This is a genomic window from Streptomyces violaceusniger Tu 4113, from assembly GCF_000147815.2.
Classification (GTDB): domain Bacteria; phylum Actinomycetota; class Actinomycetes; order Streptomycetales; family Streptomycetaceae; genus Streptomyces; species Streptomyces violaceusniger_A.
The window spans coordinates 61,617-80,083 of sequence record NC_015951.1; the positions used below are offsets into that span (position 1 = coordinate 61,617).

General features: G+C 64.6%; 12 protein-coding genes and 2 pseudogenes. 4 read left to right on the forward strand and 10 right to left on the reverse strand.

Annotation, left to right across the window (positions count from 1 at the left end; translation table 11 throughout):
- Positions 1-37: 37 nt before the first annotated feature.
- From STRVI_RS43955 to STRVI_RS43985, 9 genes are all read right to left on the reverse strand, one after another.
- The gene (locus tag STRVI_RS43955) at positions 38-1,846 is read right to left on the reverse strand and encodes a non-ribosomal peptide synthetase (RefSeq protein ID WP_050994149.1); all 1,809 of its coding nucleotides are present in this window, start codon (positions 1,844-1,846) and stop codon (positions 38-40) included.
- Positions 1,847-2,019: 173 nt separating this feature from the next.
- Positions 2,020-3,183: a M20 family metallo-hydrolase gene (locus tag STRVI_RS49585; protein WP_014043512.1), complete on the reverse strand. Its 1,164-nt coding sequence runs from the start codon at positions 3,181-3,183 to the stop codon at positions 2,020-2,022.
- Positions 3,184-3,277: 94 nt separating this feature from the next.
- Positions 3,278-3,481: an MbtH family protein gene (locus STRVI_RS49590; protein ID WP_078505969.1), complete on the reverse strand. Its 204-nt coding sequence runs from the start codon at positions 3,479-3,481 to the stop codon at positions 3,278-3,280.
- A gap of 60 nt (positions 3,482-3,541) precedes the next feature.
- Positions 3,542-4,174: a TIGR00730 family Rossman fold protein gene (locus tag STRVI_RS49595; RefSeq protein WP_106686044.1), complete on the reverse strand. Its 633-nt coding sequence runs from the start codon at positions 4,172-4,174 to the stop codon at positions 3,542-3,544.
- A 93-nt stretch (positions 4,175-4,267) separates the two neighbouring features.
- Positions 4,268-5,305 (reverse strand): isocitrate/isopropylmalate dehydrogenase family protein, encoded by a 1,038-nt coding sequence (locus STRVI_RS43965; RefSeq protein WP_014043514.1) that lies wholly within the window; start codon positions 5,303-5,305, stop codon positions 4,268-4,270.
- Between the two features lie 66 nt (positions 5,306-5,371).
- Positions 5,372-6,472 (reverse strand): pyridoxal phosphate-dependent aminotransferase, encoded by a 1,101-nt coding sequence (locus STRVI_RS43970; RefSeq protein WP_251983033.1) that lies wholly within the window; start codon positions 6,470-6,472, stop codon positions 5,372-5,374.
- Positions 6,473-6,555: 83 nt separating this feature from the next.
- Positions 6,556-7,194, reverse strand: a complete 639-nt coding sequence (leuD, locus tag STRVI_RS43975; RefSeq protein WP_014043516.1) for a 3-isopropylmalate dehydratase small subunit — start codon at positions 7,192-7,194, stop codon at positions 6,556-6,558.
- On the reverse strand, positions 7,191-8,636 hold the full coding sequence (leuC, locus tag STRVI_RS43980) for a 3-isopropylmalate dehydratase large subunit (RefSeq protein WP_014043517.1): 1,446 nt from the start codon (positions 8,634-8,636) through the stop codon (positions 7,191-7,193). The genes leuD and leuC overlap by 4 nt, the downstream gene beginning before the upstream one ends.
- Complete coding sequence (locus tag STRVI_RS43985) at positions 8,633-9,904, reverse strand: LeuA family protein (RefSeq protein ID WP_435532647.1); 1,272 nt, start codon at positions 9,902-9,904, stop codon at positions 8,633-8,635. The genes leuC and STRVI_RS43985 overlap by 4 nt, the downstream gene beginning before the upstream one ends.
- 215 nt (positions 9,905-10,119) lie before the next feature.
- Here STRVI_RS43985 and STRVI_RS43990 point away from each other — a divergent pair.
- The 4 genes and pseudogenes from STRVI_RS43990 to STRVI_RS43995 all read left to right on the forward strand — a co-directional run.
- Positions 10,120-15,966, forward strand: a pseudogene (locus tag STRVI_RS43990) (amino acid adenylation domain-containing protein); the annotation flags it as partial.
- Positions 15,861-16,085 (forward strand): annotated as a pseudogene (locus STRVI_RS56275) (hypothetical protein); the annotation flags it as partial. The pseudogenes STRVI_RS43990 and STRVI_RS56275, both read left to right, overlap by 106 nt.
- 3 nt (positions 16,086-16,088) lie before the next feature.
- Complete coding sequence (locus STRVI_RS46890) at positions 16,089-17,285, forward strand: alpha/beta fold hydrolase (protein ID WP_353477096.1); 1,197 nt, start codon at positions 16,089-16,091, stop codon at positions 17,283-17,285.
- Between the two features lie 94 nt (positions 17,286-17,379).
- Positions 17,380-17,559: a hydroxyisourate hydrolase gene (locus tag STRVI_RS43995; RefSeq protein WP_043242256.1), complete on the forward strand. Its 180-nt coding sequence runs from the start codon at positions 17,380-17,382 to the stop codon at positions 17,557-17,559.
- Between the two features lie 197 nt (positions 17,560-17,756).
- Here the strand turns inward: STRVI_RS43995 and STRVI_RS44000 are convergent, their stop codons facing one another.
- Entirely contained in the window at positions 17,757-18,380 is a 624-nt protein-coding gene (locus STRVI_RS44000) for a tetratricopeptide repeat protein (protein WP_150112972.1), read from the reverse strand.
- Positions 18,381-18,467: the final 87 nt, after the last annotated feature.

The following is an 18,467-nucleotide window of genomic DNA, read 5'->3' on the forward strand; positions in this document are numbered from 1 at the left end:
TATCTGCGTCCTTTGTTCCGAGAGGTTACGGCTGCACTCAGTTTCCTATCTCAAAGCGGTCAAGGAGGTGACGAGCAAGACTGGCCACCGTGGGGTTCCCGAAGAAGAACTTGAGATCGATCTGCACATCAGTGAACAGGTCGATCCTGTTGACAACTTGTGTGGCGAGCAGCGAGTGGCCGCCCAGGGCGAAGAAGTTGTCGTTGACCTTAATGTGGTCGATGTTTAGGATCTCCTGCCAGATCTCTGCTATCAACTCCTCGACGTCACTTAGTGGACCTGTGGATCTGGCGTCGCCTAGGTCTTGCATAAAGTATGGCGCCGGGAGATTATGCCGGTCTAGCTTTCCGGCGACGGTCAGTGGGAATTCATCAACAACTACAATATGGTTCGGGACCATGAAAGGAGGGAGGGCTTCGCGGCACCATTGCGCGAGGGCTTGCGCAGTGGGCTGAGATCCTGCCCTGGGAAGGCAGTAGGCAACGAGGCGCTTGTCGCCCGGAGTGTCTTCACGGACGATGGCGACAGCGGAAGTCACGTCATTGTGGCTGACAAGGAGGGATTCAATTTCTCCTAGCTCGATGCGCATGCCTCGAAGCTTCACCTGGTCGTCCGTTCGGCCGATAAACTCCAGATGCCCGTCCGGTAACCAGCGGACTATATCCCCGGTACGGTATACACGCCTCTGTGTGTCAGGAGAGAAAGGGTGCGAAGTGAAGCACTTCGCAGTCAGTTCAGGACGATTGAGATAGCCGCGGGCAACACCTACTCCGCCGATGAGGAGTTCCCCTGGTGTCCCGATGGGAACAAGCTGGTCGTTCTCATCCACCACGAATACTTCGGTGTTGGCTATGGGACGGCCAATAGCAGCTTGTTTGTCGCCTGGGTGGAGGGTGCATGCTGTGGCAGTAATAGTGGCCTCAGTGGGACCATATCCGTTGATGAGCGGGGCCGATGAGACGGCAAACCATGCGGCCACACTCTCCGCCCGGACTGCTTCTCCGGCGAGGATCATCAGGCGGAACTGATCCCCCAAGTCGTGCTGACCCCTCATACAGTCAACTACTTGCGCCCACATAGACGGAGTCAGCTCGGCGACTGTGATTTGCTGCTCGCGCACGTAGTCGATGAACTGGCGGGCGGACCACAGGGCCGACTCACGCACCAGAAGCATGCCGCCGGACATGAGGGTCGGGAATATTTGTTCTAGGGAAGCATCAAATACCGTAGAGGCGAACTGCAAGGTGCGATCGCTTGCCTCGATTTGGTAGTAGGATCGCATCGCTTGCATGCGGTTACTCAGTGCTTGGTGTTCGACCATGACGCCTTTGGGGGTGCCGGTCGAGCCCGAGGTGTAAATGATGTAGGCCAAGTCCCGAGGACCTGCTTGTGGGGTGGGATTCTCTGTCGGCGCAGTGGCAATTGCGGGCCAGGCGTCATCGATACAAATTGACCTGTCGTAGAAGCTTGGCAGCCGCTCTTGCAAGCGCCTCTGGGTGATGACCAGTGAAGCTTGAGTATCCGTCAGCATGAACTCCAGGCGCAGTCGGGGGTAGTCAGGATCCATCGGCACATAAGCTGCCCCTGTCTTCAGCACACCCAGCAGCGCAATGATCATTTCAATGCCGCGCTCCACGAAGACCGCTATCAGGCTGCCGCAGCCAATGCCCTGCTCGGCCAGGTAGTGGGCCAACTGGTTCGCCCGCTCGTTCAGCTCCCGGTATGTGAGGCGCTCGGTGCCGTAGGCGACTGCCATCGCATCCGGCGTCCGCTCAACCTGTGCCTCTACCAACCGGTGTACCGCGACATCATCTGAAATCGGCGCATACGTGTCATTGAACTCCACAAGCAGTCGGTGGCGCTCCGCCGGCGAGAGCACATCCCGCCCCCCAACCGGATGGTTGGAATGGAGTTCGCTCCGAAAATCTGAAACGTTTTCAGTGAGTTTGCTGGAAGTGCTACCCGTATTCAAAGTCACTACCTTCCTTACCGTACGCAGCTAGGCGCAGGGCTGAGTGCTCAGGAACGATCACTGGAGAGTGCCACCACAGCGTCCAATAACACTTGACACCCATGGATCAAGTGTTTATCGCTTGTGCTTTCGGCCGGGGAATGGCTGACACCTCCGACGCTTGGCACGAAAAGCATGCCTGTTGGGATATGCTTACTGATGACGCTAGCGTCGTGTCCCGCGTAGCTGACCATGTCGAGGAACTCTCCCCCATGGTTGTGGATTATCTCGCGGATCGCCCGATGAATGCCTTTATCGAAAAGTACTGCCGACTTTTGTGAAAATTTCTGGACGGAAGCATGGCAGCCTTCTGATGCTGCAGTCTCATCGGCCAGCAATCTGATTTTCTGCTCGGCTTCGCGCAAGACTGAATCGAATGGATCTCGAATTTCGACGATCATTCGCGCTTGCCCGGGGATTACATTCGGGCTGCCTGGGAAGAACTCGATTGACCCCACATTTATGCGCAGGCGGTCACTGCACGCTGTTGTGGTGTCTCGCACGCGTGAGGCCATCGTTGTAGCCGCGAGACCAGCGTCGGCGCGGTTGTTCATGGCGGTTGTACCAGCATGATTTGCCGTCCCAGTGACATCGATGGCGTAACGTTCGATTCCAACTATTCCTGCTACAACTCCAATCGAGACGTCGGCGCTCTCTAAAGCAGGTCCCTGCTCGATGTGCAATTCAATATAGGACTGATAGTTCTGCACGTACCCCTTTTCGCAGAAGAAAGTGGAACCGACCAGACCTCCTGTGCCAGGGTCGCGCACTCCTTCCTCGTCCCAAAACCCGACGATCTCTACATATTTGGCTGATGGGTGATTTGCTTCATCAAGCGTCCGCAAGACCTCAAGCGCGGCCATAACTCCATAGGCTCCATCGAGTCGCCCCCCTGCGGGCACGGTGTCGGTGTGGGATCCTGTGAGCAACCGGGGCCATTCAGCGCGTGGAGAGCGACCGAATACGTTCCCTATCTCATCAGTTCGAGGTAGGAGCCCTGCCTCATAAATTTTCTGCTGCAGCCATTCTCGAGCCTCCAGGTCGGCCTGGGAACCCGCTACCCTGTCCACGCCTCCGTCTTGGCGACCGCCGAATGAGGCAAATGTCGCGAGGTCTTCGATCAGACGAGCGCCATGCACGGTCGGGCGAAAATTATTGGCACGGTTGCTCATTTTAGACACCTACCATCCCTTTCGTGTGGGTGACATGCAAACCCTGCCCGTCCGCGGGGCACGGGGGTGCGAACCTTTTAGCTGGAGCCCTCAGTCATTGGACTGACCGTCTGCGACTGCTCAGCGGACGCATATCAGTCCATATCCTTTCGATATGATCGAGACATTCCTCTCGAGTGCCATGCTTACCCTCTTCGTGCCACCCTAGAGGCAACTCTCTGCCTATTGGCCAAAGCGAGTGCTGTTCCTCATTGTTTCGGACGACCATGTACTCTCTTGCATATGGTTCCTCTGGCATGTCTCCCTTTTCTTACTGCAGTACTTCCAAAGCGAAAGCGATGGACTGGGCGCCGACTTGCTATACCGCGCTGATGTGCTGGGGGGCTGGGGGAGCTTCTTCGAGTACAGACTCTGCCGTGGGAATAGGGGTGGCAGCGCACCCGAGTTGATCGAGGGCCTCATCGGCAGTCATTGCGATAGCTATGCAGGAAAGTTCCTCGTGTGAGAGGAATCCTTCGGTCACGACGTTATTGAGCAACCCAATTAGCGGGTCGAAGAACCCTCCGTGGTTAACCAGTACGATGGGCTTGCGATGGAACCCTAGTTGATTCCAGGTCGCCACCTCCATCAACTCATCGAATGTTCCTATGCCTCCAGGTAAGACGGCGAACCCGCGCGAAAGCTTGTACATGCGCGCCTTGCGCTCATGCATGGTGCGGACGACGAAGATTTCACCTCGACTGACTTCAGGACGTTCTCGCTCGAACAACTTGTGAGGAATGACGCCAGTGACAGAGACGCCCCCTGAGAAGGCCGCTTCGGCGACCGCGCCCATCACACCGACGCTGCCGCCGCCGTATACCAATCCCGCTCCCCGGCGAGCGAGTGCGAAGCCGAATTCTCTCGCAAGTTCGATGTATTCTGGCCGGGCGCCTGCGCGCGCACCGCAAAACACGGCGATTCTGTGAGGGGTATTAGAAATTACAGACATTGTTGCCACCGTCGTGTGTTGATCAGTGATGTGAACGGTTTCGACGTTCTGCGGATAGCGACCTGATGTGTCGCAGGGGCACTGAGGCTGCCGTCAGCGCGCTGAGAGGGCGCTCCTGACCGCCTCTCCGACCTCCTTGGTGCCGAGGGAACCGCCCAGGTCCGCGGTGACCCGGCGTTCGCTGATCGCTGTGCCGACGGCGCGGCGGAGTGCGCTGGCCTCGGCAGTCCAGCCGAAGTTCTCCAGCATTAGGGCGTAGCTGAGGATCGCGCCAAACGGGTTGCCGATGCCCCGGCCCGCAATGTCGGGGGCACTGCCGTGCACCGGCTCGTAGAGGCCGAACCCGGTGACCGGGTTGATGTTGGCGGAGCCCGCGTTGCCCAAGCCGCCGGCGAGCACGGCCGCCAGGTCGCTGAGGATGTCGCCGTAGGAGTTGTTGGTGACGATTACATCGAACTGCGAGGGGTCGGAGATTAACTTCATCGCTGCTGTGTCCACGTATAGGTGAGTGGAGCGGATGATGGGGTTCCTGGAGGCGGCCTTCTTGAACACCCGCTGCCAGATCTTGCCTCCGTGGCGGACGGCGTTGGACTTGTCGACCATGCAGACACCGCGTCTGGCGATGGAGTACGCGTACTCCATGACCCGGGAGACCCCCATGTAGGTGCTGACGTCGGCGTCGACGGCCGTCTCGTGCTCGGTGTTCTCGCGCAGTACACCACCGATGTCAGCGTAGAGGCCCTCGGTGTTCTCGCGAACGATGACGCAGTCGATGGCTCCGGCACGGGCGTCGCGCAGCGGGCTGAGGTCCTCGTGGAGCAGGGTGGCCGGACGGTGGTTTACGAATAGGTCGAGTTCGAAGCGGAGGCGGAGCAGGACACCGCGGCCATAATCCGAGGTCTTGACGCGCGGGTCGCCGATGGCGCCGAAGAGTACGGCGTCGCTCGCCTTGACGCGCCCGAAGTCCTCGTCGGAGAGAGAGACTCCCGTACGGAGGTAGGTATCCGCGTTGACATGGTCGAGGAGGTCGAAGCGGAGGTCGAGGCCCAGCGCGTCGACGGTCTCCAAGGCTTCTCGGGTTACCTCGGGGCCGATGCCGTCACCGGGAATGACGGTCACAGTCTTAGTCATGCGGGCATCACCGTTTCTGGGTGGTCGGTGGTGGGGATGGTCGCGGCAGGGGGTGGCGAGCGACAGTCATGCCAGCAGGCTCCGGCGGGCGGCCCCGAGGACGTGCGGCGAGCGGTTGAACGCCACGCGGACGTAGTGCCGACCACGCTCTTCGTCGGCAAAGAACGGGGCCCCGGGCGCGAGGAGCACGGAGGATTCCTCCAGGACACGGCGCACATAGGCGGCGCAGTGCTCGTCCGTGACGCTGCGGATATCGGCCAGAATGAAGCAGCCGCCCTGGGGCGTCCGGAAGGTCAGCCCCATCCGGGACAGGATGTCCGCCATCTCGTCTCGAGCCCCGGCCAGCTCCTTCGCAGCCGCGAGGGAAGCGGCATCGAAGAGGTCCGTGAGGCCGGTGGCCAGCTGGAGCGGGGCGCTGGCCCCATTGGTGGTGATCTCGTGAACTCTCCTGAATGCAGTGGTGAGTTCCTGACGGGCCCGCAGGAAACCAAGCCGCCAGCCGCTGATGGCATGGCTTTTGGACAGGGAGCCGATGACCACGCTCCGATCCCGGAGGGCTGGCACGTCGGCGGCCGAGAGATGCGGCCGCTCGTCGAAGACGAGGTTCGCGTATACCTCGTCGGCGATCACGGTCACCTCCCACCGCTCGCACAGGGCGGCGATCAGTTCGAAATCCTCCGCGGACAGGGTCTGGCCCGTGGGATTGGCCGGAGTGTTGAGGACGATCGCCCGGGTGGCGGGGCCGAAGGCGGCGGCCAGCTCACCGGGGTCGAGCCGCCAGTCGGTGCTCGTCGCTTCTCCGGGCTCCCGCAGTCGAACGAAACGTGGCCGCGCCCCGGCCAGTTCTATGGCGCCGAGGAAGTTCTCGTAGTACGGGTCGAGGACGACGACCTCCTCGCCCGGGTCGACCAGGGACAGGAGAGCCACGCACAGCGCCTCAGTGCCGCCGACCGTGATGGTGAGCTCGCTGTCCGGGTCAGCGGGGGTCGTGAAGGACTCTGCGATCCGTCGCCGGATGTCCGCGCCGCCCTGAGGCAACTCGTACTGGTTGGCGCCGGCCCGCAGCGCGTGTACCGCCTCCTCGACGAGCCGTTCGGAGGGCTGCGGAGCACCGGGGGTGCCCACCGCCAGGTCGATCGCATCCCGCTGCCGCGCGAGGATGAACAACTCAGCGAGGTTACTCTCGGGGATCCGCCCGGCCCGGGCGGAGACGGCAGAGCAGCGGCCGCCGACCTCCCCTACCGCCGCCGTCACGAGACCCGTCGCAGCTTGGCCGCGTCCTGCGACGAGTAGGTCCCCCGTGTGATGCTCGTCATCCAGGCCGGGCGGTGCGCCTCATAGACGGCGATCCTGTCGGCCTTCCCGAGGGTGACGTCGATATCGTCAAGGCCGTTGAGGAGGAGCCAGCGGGCACGGTGGTCCGCCGTGAAGCCCCAGGTCTTGCTGGAGGCGGTGACGGTCAGTTCCTGGAGGTCGATGGTTATCTCGAACTCCGCTTTTGCGGCGACCTGTTCCGTCAGCTCGGCTACGACGGGAGCAGGCAGGGCCACGGCCAGGAGGCCGTTCTTCAGCGCGTTGCGCAGGAAGATGTCGCCGAAGCTGGTGGCGATGACTGCGCGGAAGCCCCAGTCGCGAAGCGCCCAGACGGCGTGCTCCCGGGAACTGCCCGTACCGAAGTTGTGACCCGCCACCAGGACGCTGGCTCCCTGGTGCTCCGGCCGGTTGAGGACGAAGTCGTCTTCCTTGCGCCAGTGGCCGAACAAGGTGTCGGCGTAGCCGGTCTTGGTCAGCCGCTTGCAGAATTCGGCCGGGATGATCTGGTCGGTGTCGACGTCATCCCGACGCAGCGCCAGGGCCCGGCCGGTGTGCGCCTTCAGGGACTCCCTCATGCCTTCTCTCCTTGCAAATGCGGAGCGCTCCCGCGGCCCGGGGCGGGCAACTCGGTCGGCGCGGCCAATCGGCCGGCCACGGCAGTGGCGGCGGCCACGGCCGGTGAGACGAGGTGGGTACGGGCGTGGGTGCCCTGTCTGCCCTCGTAGTTGCGGTTCGAGGTGGACGCGACGCGCTGGATGCCTTGAAGTCGGTCGGCGTTGATGCCCATACACATCGAGCAGCCGGAGAGCCGCCACTCGGCTCCGGCATCTAGGAAGACCTGGTCCAGGCCCTCCGTCTCGGCCTCGGCACGGACGGCCATCGAGCCGGGAACCACGAGCATCCTGACCGTTGGGGCCAACGTGCGTCCGCGCAGCACATCCGCTGCGGCCCGCAGGTCCTCGATGCGACCATTGGTGCAGGAGCCAAGGAAGACCGTGTCGATGTCGAGGTCACGCATCGAAACGTCCGGTGCGAGACCCATGTACTCTAGGGCCCACCGTGCCGCTTCCCGCTCGGCGCCGGTGCCAAAGGAGTCGGGGGTCGGCACCGCGGAGTCCAGCGGCACGGCTTGGCCGGGGTTCGTCCCCCAAGTGACGAAGGGCTTCAGCGTGGTCACGTCGAGCTGGACCGTACGGTCGAAGACGGCGCCTTCGTCGGTCCGCAGGGACCGCCAGTGGTCGACCGCCTCGTCCCAGTCAGCGGCGGCCGGGCCCCAGCGCTCGCGCAGGTATTCGAGCGTTGTGTCGTCTGGGGCGATGAGACCGGCGCGCGCCCCGGCCTCGATGCTCATGTTGCAGACCGTCATCCGCCCCTCCATGGACAGGTTCTGGACGGCACATCCGCGGTACTCGATGGCATAGCCGTTAGCGCCGTTGGCGCCGATGTTTGCAATCAGCGCAAGGATCAGGTCCTTCGGCGTCACGTCCGTCGGCGGCTCGCCGACGAACTCCACCGACATCGTCTTCGGGCGCTGGAGCGTCAACGTCTGGGTCGCGAGAACGTGCTCGACGTCGCTGGTGCCGACGCCGAAGGCGAGGGCGCCGAAGGCGCCGTGCGTGGAGGTGTGGCTGTCACCGCAGACCACAGTCATTCCGGGACGGACGAAGCCAAGTTCCGGTGCTACCACATGCACGATGCCCTGCCGGTGGTCGCCCAGCGAAAACAGCTCGATGCCCTGCTCCTCGCAGTTCTGGCGGAGCCGCTCCAACTGCGCGCCGCCCATGGCGTCCTTTACCAGGAGCGTGTCGGTGGGCACGTTGTGGTCTTCAAGGGCTAGGGACAGATCTGGCCTGCGGACCCGGCGCCCCGCCAGTTGGAGACCGTCGAAAGCCTGCGGCGAGCTGGCCTCGTGAAGCAAGTGCAGGTCGATGTAGAGGAGGTCGGGCTCGCCCGGGGCTTGGTCGACGACGTGGCTCTCCCAGACCTTCTCTATGAGGTTGCGCCGGGTGGTGGTCATGGCGCGGTCACCGCCAGATCGGACGGGGCGGCGGAAGCCGTGGCATGGCCGAGGCGCTCGGTGATGATGTGGCGCAGCTCGCCAAGCTCGATGCAGGTGCCGTCCTCACGGCTGGCGATGTAAGTGTCGTAGATCGCGTCGAGCAGTTCTGACTCGACGCCGAGACCCATCTGGTCGAGGGTGTTCCTGATGACGTTCCGCCCGGAGTGGCGGCCGATGAGGATGCCACGCTCGCGGCCGAAGCGGTGCGGCTCCACGTATTCGTACGTCACCGGATTGCGCAGCATTCCGGCCTGGTGTATTCCGGCCTGGGTGGCAAAGGAATTCTCACCGAATACCGCCTTGTTGCGCGGAGTCGGCAGTCCGATGATCCGACTGAGGATCAGATACGCATCGTACAGCTTCTCGGTACGAAGGCGGCTGGTCACGCCCAGCTGCTCAGCCTTGTAAAGAAGGACTGCTGCGAGCTCTTCGAGCGGGGTGTTTCCGGCCCGCTCGCCAATACCGGCGAGCGTGGACTGCACTTCGTCCGCACCCGCATCGATACCGGCTAGAGCATTGGCCAGGGAGAGGCCCAGGTCCTGGTGACAATGGATCGAAAGAATGATGTCGTCGTGAATCCAGGAGCGGACCCGCGTCACTTGAGCGCCGAATTCCGACGGAATCAGGCAGCCAGTGGTATCGGCGAGCGCCACCGTGCGGGCACCCTCCGCGACGCCCGCCTCGATCATCGGGCGCAGCAGGTCGTCGGAGCCGCGGCTGGCGTCCTCGATGCCGAGCGTGATGTCGGTGAAGCCCAACTCGCGGGCGAACCGGACGCTGTCGACGATCTCTTTCAGGCCTTCGGCCCGGGTGATGCCGCGCTTGTGTTCCAGGTGGACGTCGCTGCCTGTGGCCATGATCTGGATCTGGTGGTCGATGCCGCCAGCTTCGGCCGCCAGTTGAATGTCCGCGCGGACCGCGCGGTTGAGGGTCGCGACCTTGGCAGTCGTGAGCGCTTGGGCGATCAGCTTGGTGGCCTCGAAGTCGCTGGGTGAGGAACTGGGGAAGCCGGCCTCGATGGTGTCGACGCCGGTGGCCTCGATGGCGAGGGCAAGTTCCAGCTTCTGCTCGGGGTTCATCGCGTTTCCGGGGGCCTGCTCACCGTCGCGGAGCGTGGAGTCGAAGACCCGGAGCCTGCGCGCAAAGACGTGAGAGTTCGAAGTCACTATTCGCCTTCCTCGGTTTCTCGGGAACGTCGCCGTGGTTGCACACGACCGGACAGTCACGCTGCGGGCAGCGGATCTCGTGGTCGGCGGTGGTGACTTTACGCAGCCCAAAGCATCGCCCGTCAAGGTCTTCTCGCAGAATAGAGCGAGGATAGCGAGCGAATAGACGGCCCGCAGAAAATGACCTCCAGCCTGCTATTCGGAATGCATCGAGCGTGATTCAAGGAGTGATGCTAATGAGTGATTCATCTTCCGAGGCTTGGCTGCTTTCTCGAATGCGGCGCGCGGGAGTTGCCAGTCGCATTTTGCGTCGTGGGGAGGGGGTGCGGGAGGTTCCGTTGTCCTTCGCACAGCAGCGTCTGTGGTTTTTGGACCAGCTTGATCCCGGCAGTGCCGAGTATGTGGTCCCCACTGCGTTCCGGGTCCAGGGCCCCCTCGACCGGGAGGCGTTGAACATTGCGCTTGATGCCCTGCTGGAGCGGCACGAGGTCCTGCGGACACGTTTCGGTACGAGTCCGGACGGCGACCCGGTGCAGATCATCGACGATCCCTGGCACGTCACCGTCGAACACCTCGACCTCTGTGGCGGCACGGAGCCGCTGGAGGCCGGCCGCGCGGCGGTCGAGTCGTTTGGACACCGGCCTTTTGACCTCGCCGAGGGACGTCTGCTGCGCGCCATGACCGTGGCTGTCGACAACGACGACCACCTGCTCGCCCTCGCGATGCACCACATCGTTGTGGACGGCTGGTCTATGAGCGTCCTGTTCGAGGAACTCCGCAACCTCTACATTACCGGCGATTCGTCAACCCTCGCCGAACTGCCTATCCAGTATGCCGACTTCACACTCTGGCAACAGAGCCAGCTCAGTGGTGACGCGCTCGACCGCGACCTCGACTACTGGCGCGCCCAGCTCGCGGACCTGGAGACCCTCGAACTCCCCACCGACCGCCCCCGCCCCCGGATCCGCTCCGGCGCCGGTGACACCCACACCTTCACCGTCCCCGCCGCCACCACCGAGGCACTGCGTGAGCTGGCGGCCAAGAACAACGCCTCCCTGTTCATGACCGCGCTCGCTGTCTTCCAGCTCGTCCTCGCCCGCTGGAGCGGCCAGAACGACATCGCCGTCGGCGTTCCCATCGCCGGCCGTGACCGCGCCGAACTCGAAGGCCTTGTCGGCTTTTTCGTCAACACCCTTGTCATCCGCACCGACCTGCCAGCCGACGCTCCCTTCACTGAAATCCTCGACCAGACTCGTTGCACTACTCTCGACGCCTACACCCACCAGAAACTCCCCTTCGAACGCCTCGTCGAAGAACTCGCCCCTGAGCGTGACCTCAGCCGCAACCCGCTCGTCCAGTCGGTGTTCGCCCTGCAGGACGTGTCGTTCCGCGACTGGGACCTGCCGGGGACGACGGTCGAGCTCCTGCCCACCGACGAGCGGACCTCGAAGTTCGATCTCGCCGTCTTCCTGACAGAGGAGCCGGACGGGAGTCTGTCGGGTGAGGCGACGTTCGCGACCGAACTGTTCGATGTCTCCAGCATCAAGCGGCTGACCGGCCACTTCACCACCGCCCTCGCCGACGTCTGCCGCGACCCGAACCAGAGACTCGGCCAAGTCCAGCTCCTCACTGAGGCAGAAAAGCGCCAGATCCTGCACGATTTCAACGACACCACCGTCGAATACTCCGACGACACCACCATCCACCACCTCTTCGAACAGCAGGCCCGCCTCACCCCCGACGCGCCCGCGGTGGTCCACCACCACACCACCCTCACCTACCGGCAACTGAACGGACGGGCCAACCAACTCGCCCACCACCTCATCGATCAGGGCGTGCGCACCGACACCCTGGTCGCCCTCTGCCTCGAACGCGGCATCGACATGATCACCGCACTCCTCGCCGTCCTCAAGGCCGGCGGCGCCTACGTCCCCCTCGACCCCGACAACCCCCCTTCCCGCCTATCCTTCATGCTCGAGGAGACCGAGGCACCCCTCGTCCTCACCCACTCCCCCCTCGCCCACCGCCTCAAGCACGTCCCCGTCCCCGTGGCGTCCCTCGACCGGCTCGACCTCGACGACCGTCCCATCGACAACCCCACCACCCCGACCGGCGCTCGCGACCTCGCCTACGTGATCTACACGTCCGGCTCCACCGGCACCCCCAACGGCGTCCAGATCGAGCACCGCTCCATCTGCCGACTGCTCACCAACAACTGGATCAACACGATCACCACAGACGACGTCGTCGCCCAGATCCTCAACTTCGCCTGGGACTCCTTCGCGCTCGAATGCTGGCCGGTCCTCACCTCCGGCGCGACGATGGCGATCCTGGACCCCAAGGTCCTCGCCGGAAGCGAACCTTTCGCCGCGGCCCTCGAACGGCACTGCGTTTCGACGACCCTGATTCCGACGCCCTTGTTCAACCAGTACCTGGTAGAGCGCCCAAGCCTCTTCGAGAACCTAAAGTCCGTCTTCTACGGGGGCGAGGCCGGGGACCGCTCGGCCGCGGACACCCTCATGTCAGGCCCGTACGCGCCTGAGCGTCTCGCGCACCTCTACGGCCCAACGGAGGCTGGCATCGCCGCTACGTGTTTCGTGGTGGACGAGAACCGGCCGGACACGACCACGATGCCCATCGGTCACCCCATCTCCAACACGCAGGTCCTCGTCGTGGACCACCACGGCGGACTGGCCTCCATCGGAGTCCCGGGCGAACTCTGGATCACCGGACCCGGCCTGGGACGCGGCTACCTCAAGCGCCCCGAACTCACCGCAGACCGCTTCACCACCACCCACCACACCCCCACCCCGACCCGCGCCTACCGCACCGGCGACCTCGTCCGCTGGCTCCCCAACGGCACCATCGAATTCCTCGGCCGCATCGACAACCAAGTCAAGATCCGAGGACTCCGTATCGAACTCGGCGAAATCGAAGCCACCCTCACCGACCACCCCGACATCGCCCTCACCACCGTGATCGTCCGCCAGGACACCCCCCACGACAAACGACTCACCGCCTACTACACCACCCACACCAACAGCCCCCATCCCCAGGCCGACCTGCGAACCCACTGCCGCCACCGCCTCCCCGACTACATGGTCCCCAACCACTTCGTCCACCTCGACAAACTCCCCACCACCACCAGCGGCAAAGTCGACCGACGCGCCCTCCCCGCACCCACCACCGCACCCACCACCCACACACCCCCACGCACCCCCATCGAAACCACCATCACCACCATCTGGGCCGACACCCTCGACACCCCCGACCTCGGCATCCACGACAACTTCTTCGACCTCGGCGGCCACTCCCTCGCCGCCACCAAAGCCGCCAACCAGGTCAGCCGGGCGCTCGCTATGGACGTCTCGGTCCGTCAGCTGTTCAGTAACCCGACGGTGGCCGAGCTTGCGGCCAGTTTGAGCAAGGGCGGCAAGGCGGTCTCGCCGATTTTGCGTCGTGGGGAGGGGGTGCGGGAGGTTCCGTTGTCCTTCGCACAGCAGCGTCTGTGGTTTTTGGACCAGCTTGATCCCGGCAGTGCCGAGTATGTGGTCCCCACTGCGTTCCGGGTCCAGGGCCCCCTCGACCGGGAGGCGTTGAACATTGCGCTTGATGCCCTGGTGGAGCGGCACGAGGTCCTGCGGACACGTTTCGGTACGAGTCCGGACGGCGACCCGGTGCAGATCATCGACGATCCCTGGCACGTCACCGTCGAACACCTCGACCTCTGTGGCGGCACGGAGCCGCTGGAGGCCGGCCGCGCGGCGGTCGAGTCGTTTGGACACCGGCCTTTTGACCTCGCCGAGGGACGTCTGCTGCGCGCCATGACCGTGGCTGTCGACAACGACGACCACCTGCTCGCCCTCGCGATGCACCACATCGTTGTGGACGGCTGGTCTATGAGCGTCCTGTTCGAGGAACTCCGCAACCTCTACATTACCGGCGATTCGTCAACCCTCGCCGAACTGCCTATCCAGTATGCCGACTTCACACTCTGGCAACAGAGCCAGCTCAGTGGTGACGCGCTCGACCGCGACCTCGACTACTGGCGCGCCCAGCTCGCGGACCTGGAGACCCTCGAACTCCCCACCGACCGCCCCCGCCCCCGGATCCGCTCCGGCGCCGGTGACACCCACACCTTCACCGTCCCCGCCGCCACCACCGAGGCACTGCGTGAGCTGGCGGCCAAGAACAACGCCTCCCTGTTCATGACCGCGCTCGCTGTCTTCCAGCTCGTCCTCGCCCGCTGGAGCGGCCAGAACGACATCGCCGTCGGCGTTCCCATCGCCGGCCGTGACCGCGCCGAACTCGAAGGCCTTGTCGGCTTTTTCGTCAACACCCTTGTCATCCGCACCGACCTGCCAGCCGACGCTCCCTTCACTGAAATCCTCGACCAGACTCGTTGCACTACTCTCGACGCCTACACCCACCAGAAACTCCCCTTCGAACGCCTCGTCGAAGAACTCGCCCCTGAGCGTGACCTCAGCCGCAACCCGCTCGTCCAGTCGGTGTTCGCCCTGCAGGACGTGTCGTTCCGCGACTGGGACCTGCCGGGGACGACGGTCGAGCTCCTGCCCACCGACGAGCGGACCTCGAAGACCGATCTCGCCGTCTTCCTGACAGAGGAGCCGGACGGGAGTCTGTCGGGTGAGGCGACGTTCGCGACCGAACTGTTCGATGTCTCCAGCATCAAGCGGCTGACCGGCCACTTCACCACCGCCCTCGCCGACGTCTGCCGCGACCCGAACCAGAGACTCGGCCAAGTCCAGCTCCTCACTGAGGCAGAAAAGCGCCAGATCCTGCACGATTTCAACGACACCACCGTCGAATACTCCGACGACACCACCATCCACCACCTCTTCGAACAGCAGGCCCGCCTCACCCCCGACGCGCCCGCGGTGGTCCACCACCACACCACCCTCACCTACCGGCAACTGAACGGACGGGCCAACCAACTCGCCCACCACCTCATCGATCAGGGCGTGCGCACCGACACCCTGGTCGCCCTCTGCCTCGAACGCGGCATCGACATGATCACCGCACTCCTCGCCGTCCTCAAGGCCGGCGGCGCCTACGTCCCCCTCGACCCCGACAACCCCCCTTCCCGCCTATCCTTCATGCTCGAGGAGACCGAGGCACCCCTCGTCCTCACCCACTCCCCCCTCGCCCACCGCCTCAAGCACGTCCCCGTCCCCGTGGCGTCCCTCGACCGGCTCGACCTCGACGACCGTCCCATCGACAACCCCACCACCCCGACCGGCGCTCGCGACCTCGCCTACGTGATCTACACGTCCGGCTCCACCGGCACCCCCAACGGCGTCCAGATCGAGCACCGCTCCATCTGCCGACTGCTCACCAACAACTGGATCAACACGATCACCACAGACGACGTCGTCGCCCAGACGGTCAACCACTGCTTCGATCTCTTCACCTATGAGTGCTGGGGAGCCCTCATCTCGGGCGCTTCCCTCGCCATCGTGGACAAGGGCGAGCTGACCGACTCGAACGAGCTTGCCGCCGCCTATAGGCGGTACGGAGTCACCGTCACCTGGCTGACGGCCCCGTTGTTCAATCAGCACGTTGTCGAGCGCCCGGACCTAGTGGCCGGGATGAAGAGGGTCCTCTACGGCGGCGAGGCCGTCGATCGCTCGGCTGCGGACACTCTCATGTCAGGCCCGTACGCGCCTGACTCTCTGGTCAATGGTTACGGACCCACCGAGACGACCGTCTTCGCGGTGTGTTTCGTGGTGGACGAGAACCGGCCGGACACGACCACGATGCCCATCGGTCACCCCATCTCCAACACGCAGGTCCTCGTCGTGGACCACCACGGCGGACTGGCCTCCATCGGAGTCCCGGGCGAACTCTGGATCACCGGACCCGGCCTGGGACGCGGCTACCTCAAGCGCCCCGAACTCACCGCAGACCGCTTCACCACCACCCACCACACCCCCACCCCGACCCGCGCCTACCGCACCGGCGACCTCGTCCGCTGGCTCCCCAACGGCACCATCGAATTCCTCGGCCGCATCGACAACCAAGTCAAGATCCGAGGACTCCGTATCGAACTCGGCGAAATCGAAGCCACCCTCACCGACCACCCCGACATCGCCCTCACCACCGTGATCGTCCGCCAGGACACCCCCACGACAAACGACTCACCGCCTACTACACCACCCACACCAACAGCCCCCATCCCCAGGCCGACCTGCGAACCCACTGCCGCCACCGCCTCCCCGACTACATGGTCCCCAACCACTTCGTCCACCTCGACAAACTCCCCACCACCACCAGCGGCAAAGTCGACCGACGCGCCCTCCCCGCACCCACCACCGCACCCACCACCCACACACCCCCACGCACCCCCATCGAAACCACCATCACCACCATCTGGGCCGACACCCTCGACACCCCCGACCTCGGCATCCACGACAACTTCTTCGACCTCGGCGGCCACTCCCTCGCCGCCACCAAAGCCGCCAACCGCCTGAGACACGCCGGGTTGGACGTGACGGTGCGGCAGATCATGGAGTGGCAGACCGCCGCCGAGCTGGCCGCCGCGATCGAGGAGAGCAGGAGCGCGACGAAGGCGATCGTCTACAAGCTGTCCGCTGGCGAGGCCGCTCCGGACCTGCCGAAGCTGTTCTGCGTGCACCACAGTGGCGGTACGCCGCACTCGTACGGACAACTGGCTCGCCTGCTGCGTGACGACTGCACGACGTACGGCATCCAAGCAGTGGGCATGGACCGGTCCGAACGGCCCCTGCGGGAGTCCGGGGAGATCGCCACGCGCTACTGGCAGGCCATCAAGTCGGTCCAGGCCGAGGGACCCTACTACGTCCTCGGCTGGTCGCTCGGCGGCGTCATCGCCCACGAAGTCGCCCGCCAGGGCGCCGACGACATCGCCTGCGTCTTCCTCGTGGAACCGCCGGTCCACGGCCCACGCCTCGAGAAGCGGCTGCGGCCGAGTGTCGAGCTGTACGCACGGGCGGCGGAGCTGTGGGAGGTCGGCCAAAACACCGACCGCGAGACCCGGGAGGCGCTCACTGCCGAGCTGCGGCGCATAACGAAGCCGCTGGAGGTCCCCCCGGACGCGGTCGGCCTCGACGAATGGTATCCGTACGAGACGCTCGGGCTGCTGCTCGATGCCATGCTCCGGCATCGCCCCTCGCCCTCGTCGGCCCCGGCTGTGCTGTTCGTCAGCGACGAGGTTGCCCACAGCCGACAGGGCTCCGACGTGAACGAGCGCGATCTAGCCGAATATCTGGGCCACTGGAAGGCCCTCCACTACAACACGCCCCGGGTGGAACGCACCCCCGGCGACCACGGCGCGATGCTGACGGAAGTCCCGTCCGCCGAAAGGGTCGCGGAGGTCATCCGTACTGCCTTCCCCTCCCCGCCCGTGTCGTCCGACGCCACCGAGAACCAACACGCGAGTTGATCAAGGTGAACGTCGTTGCTGGAGTGCTGGAAAGCAACCACGGCCGCAGTGCCGTCGCTTTCCACGCCAGGTTGGAGGCGCTCATGGACAACGAGTGGGTACTCTCGGGGAGCGTAGGACGAACGCGAGTGGCCGGATCCAAGAGTGGGACGACGCGGGGAAGCACCGGGGCCTCTACCGGATCGTGTTCGACACCGACCTGTACTTCACGGGGCTGGGCATGCCCCGCATGCCCCCGACCTATCCAGAGGTCACGAACACGTTCCAGGTCTAAGACGAGAGGGCGGAGCACCGGGTGAACGTGACCTTCTCGGCTCATACTCGGCGGTCTTCACCGCCATGTAGGCCACAGGGACTCCTCGTCCGTCTCCGCCTCTCTGAGGCGGGCGAGGACCGGTCCGGCTAACTCCGGCGCCCATCGGGAAGGCCAATTCCCCCGCTTCGGCCAGGGGCTGCTCTGCGGCCCTCGGATCACCCGCGGCCCGGGGCGTGCAGGCTGACCAGCGCCTTGGCCTCCTCGGTAAGGATTTTCATGAGCCGGATGAACGGCAGCACCCACCGCAGGTGAGCCACCGCCTGGTCGGCGCCCCAGGTGGCGAGCGCCAGCTCGCCCAAGGTCACCAGGATGCGGCCCGTGACCAGGCGCTCGTCGTTGGCCTCCGCGTGCACGAGGGCGCGGTGCAGGACGTCGGCGACCTCACCCGTCTCGCCTCGCCGGAACCGGCCGGAGCTCATGCTGTGCAGGGCGTAGCCCTCACCGGTGTGGTCTCCGATGAGTCGGACGATGTCGAGCACCTGGTCGAAGGCCGTCAAGGCGGCGCCGTACTCTCCGCCCTTCAGATAGGTCTGACCCAGCCGGTGCAGCACCTGGGCCTTGACACAGTGGCCCAGGCCTTTCCGGCTCAGCCAGAGGGCCTCGACGAGAAGCGGACCGGCCGCGGCCTCGTCGCCCATGTCCGGTCGGAGCTGAGCAAGGCTGTACAGCACGTAGGCCACGGCGACGGAGCGGTCACCGCCCTTGCGGGCCGCCGCGAGGGCCACCTCGTGGGTGTCGCGCCAGTCGTCAAGGCACACATGGGTCTCCAGGGATGGCACGGCGGTGACGGCTAGGGCCCCAGCGATGCTCGGCGAGCCCCACCATGACGGTCCGCCGGACGCTGGAACACAGCATCTGCGCTCCTG

Coding starts and splice junctions, on each gene's coding strand:
- STRVI_RS49585 (WP_014043512.1), bottom strand. CDS start 3,183: ATGAGCAACCGTGCCAATAATTTTCGCCCGACCGTGCATGGCGCTCGT.
- STRVI_RS49590 (WP_078505969.1), bottom strand. CDS start 3,481: ATGCCAGAGGAACCATATGCAAGAGAGTACATGGTCGTCCGAAACAAT.
- STRVI_RS49595 (WP_106686044.1), bottom strand. CDS start 4,174: ATGTCTGTAATTTCTAATACCCCTCACAGAATCGCCGTGTTTTGCGGT.
- STRVI_RS43965 (WP_014043514.1), bottom strand. CDS start 5,305: ATGACTAAGACTGTGACCGTCATTCCCGGTGACGGCATCGGCCCCGAG.
- leuD (WP_014043516.1), bottom strand. CDS start 7,194: ATGAGGGAGTCCCTGAAGGCGCACACCGGCCGGGCCCTGGCGCTGCGT.
- leuC (WP_014043517.1), bottom strand. CDS start 8,636: ATGACCACCACCCGGCGCAACCTCATAGAGAAGGTCTGGGAGAGCCAC.
- STRVI_RS46890 (WP_353477096.1), top strand. CDS start 16,089: ATGGTCCCCAACCACTTCGTCCACCTCGACAAACTCCCCACCACCACC.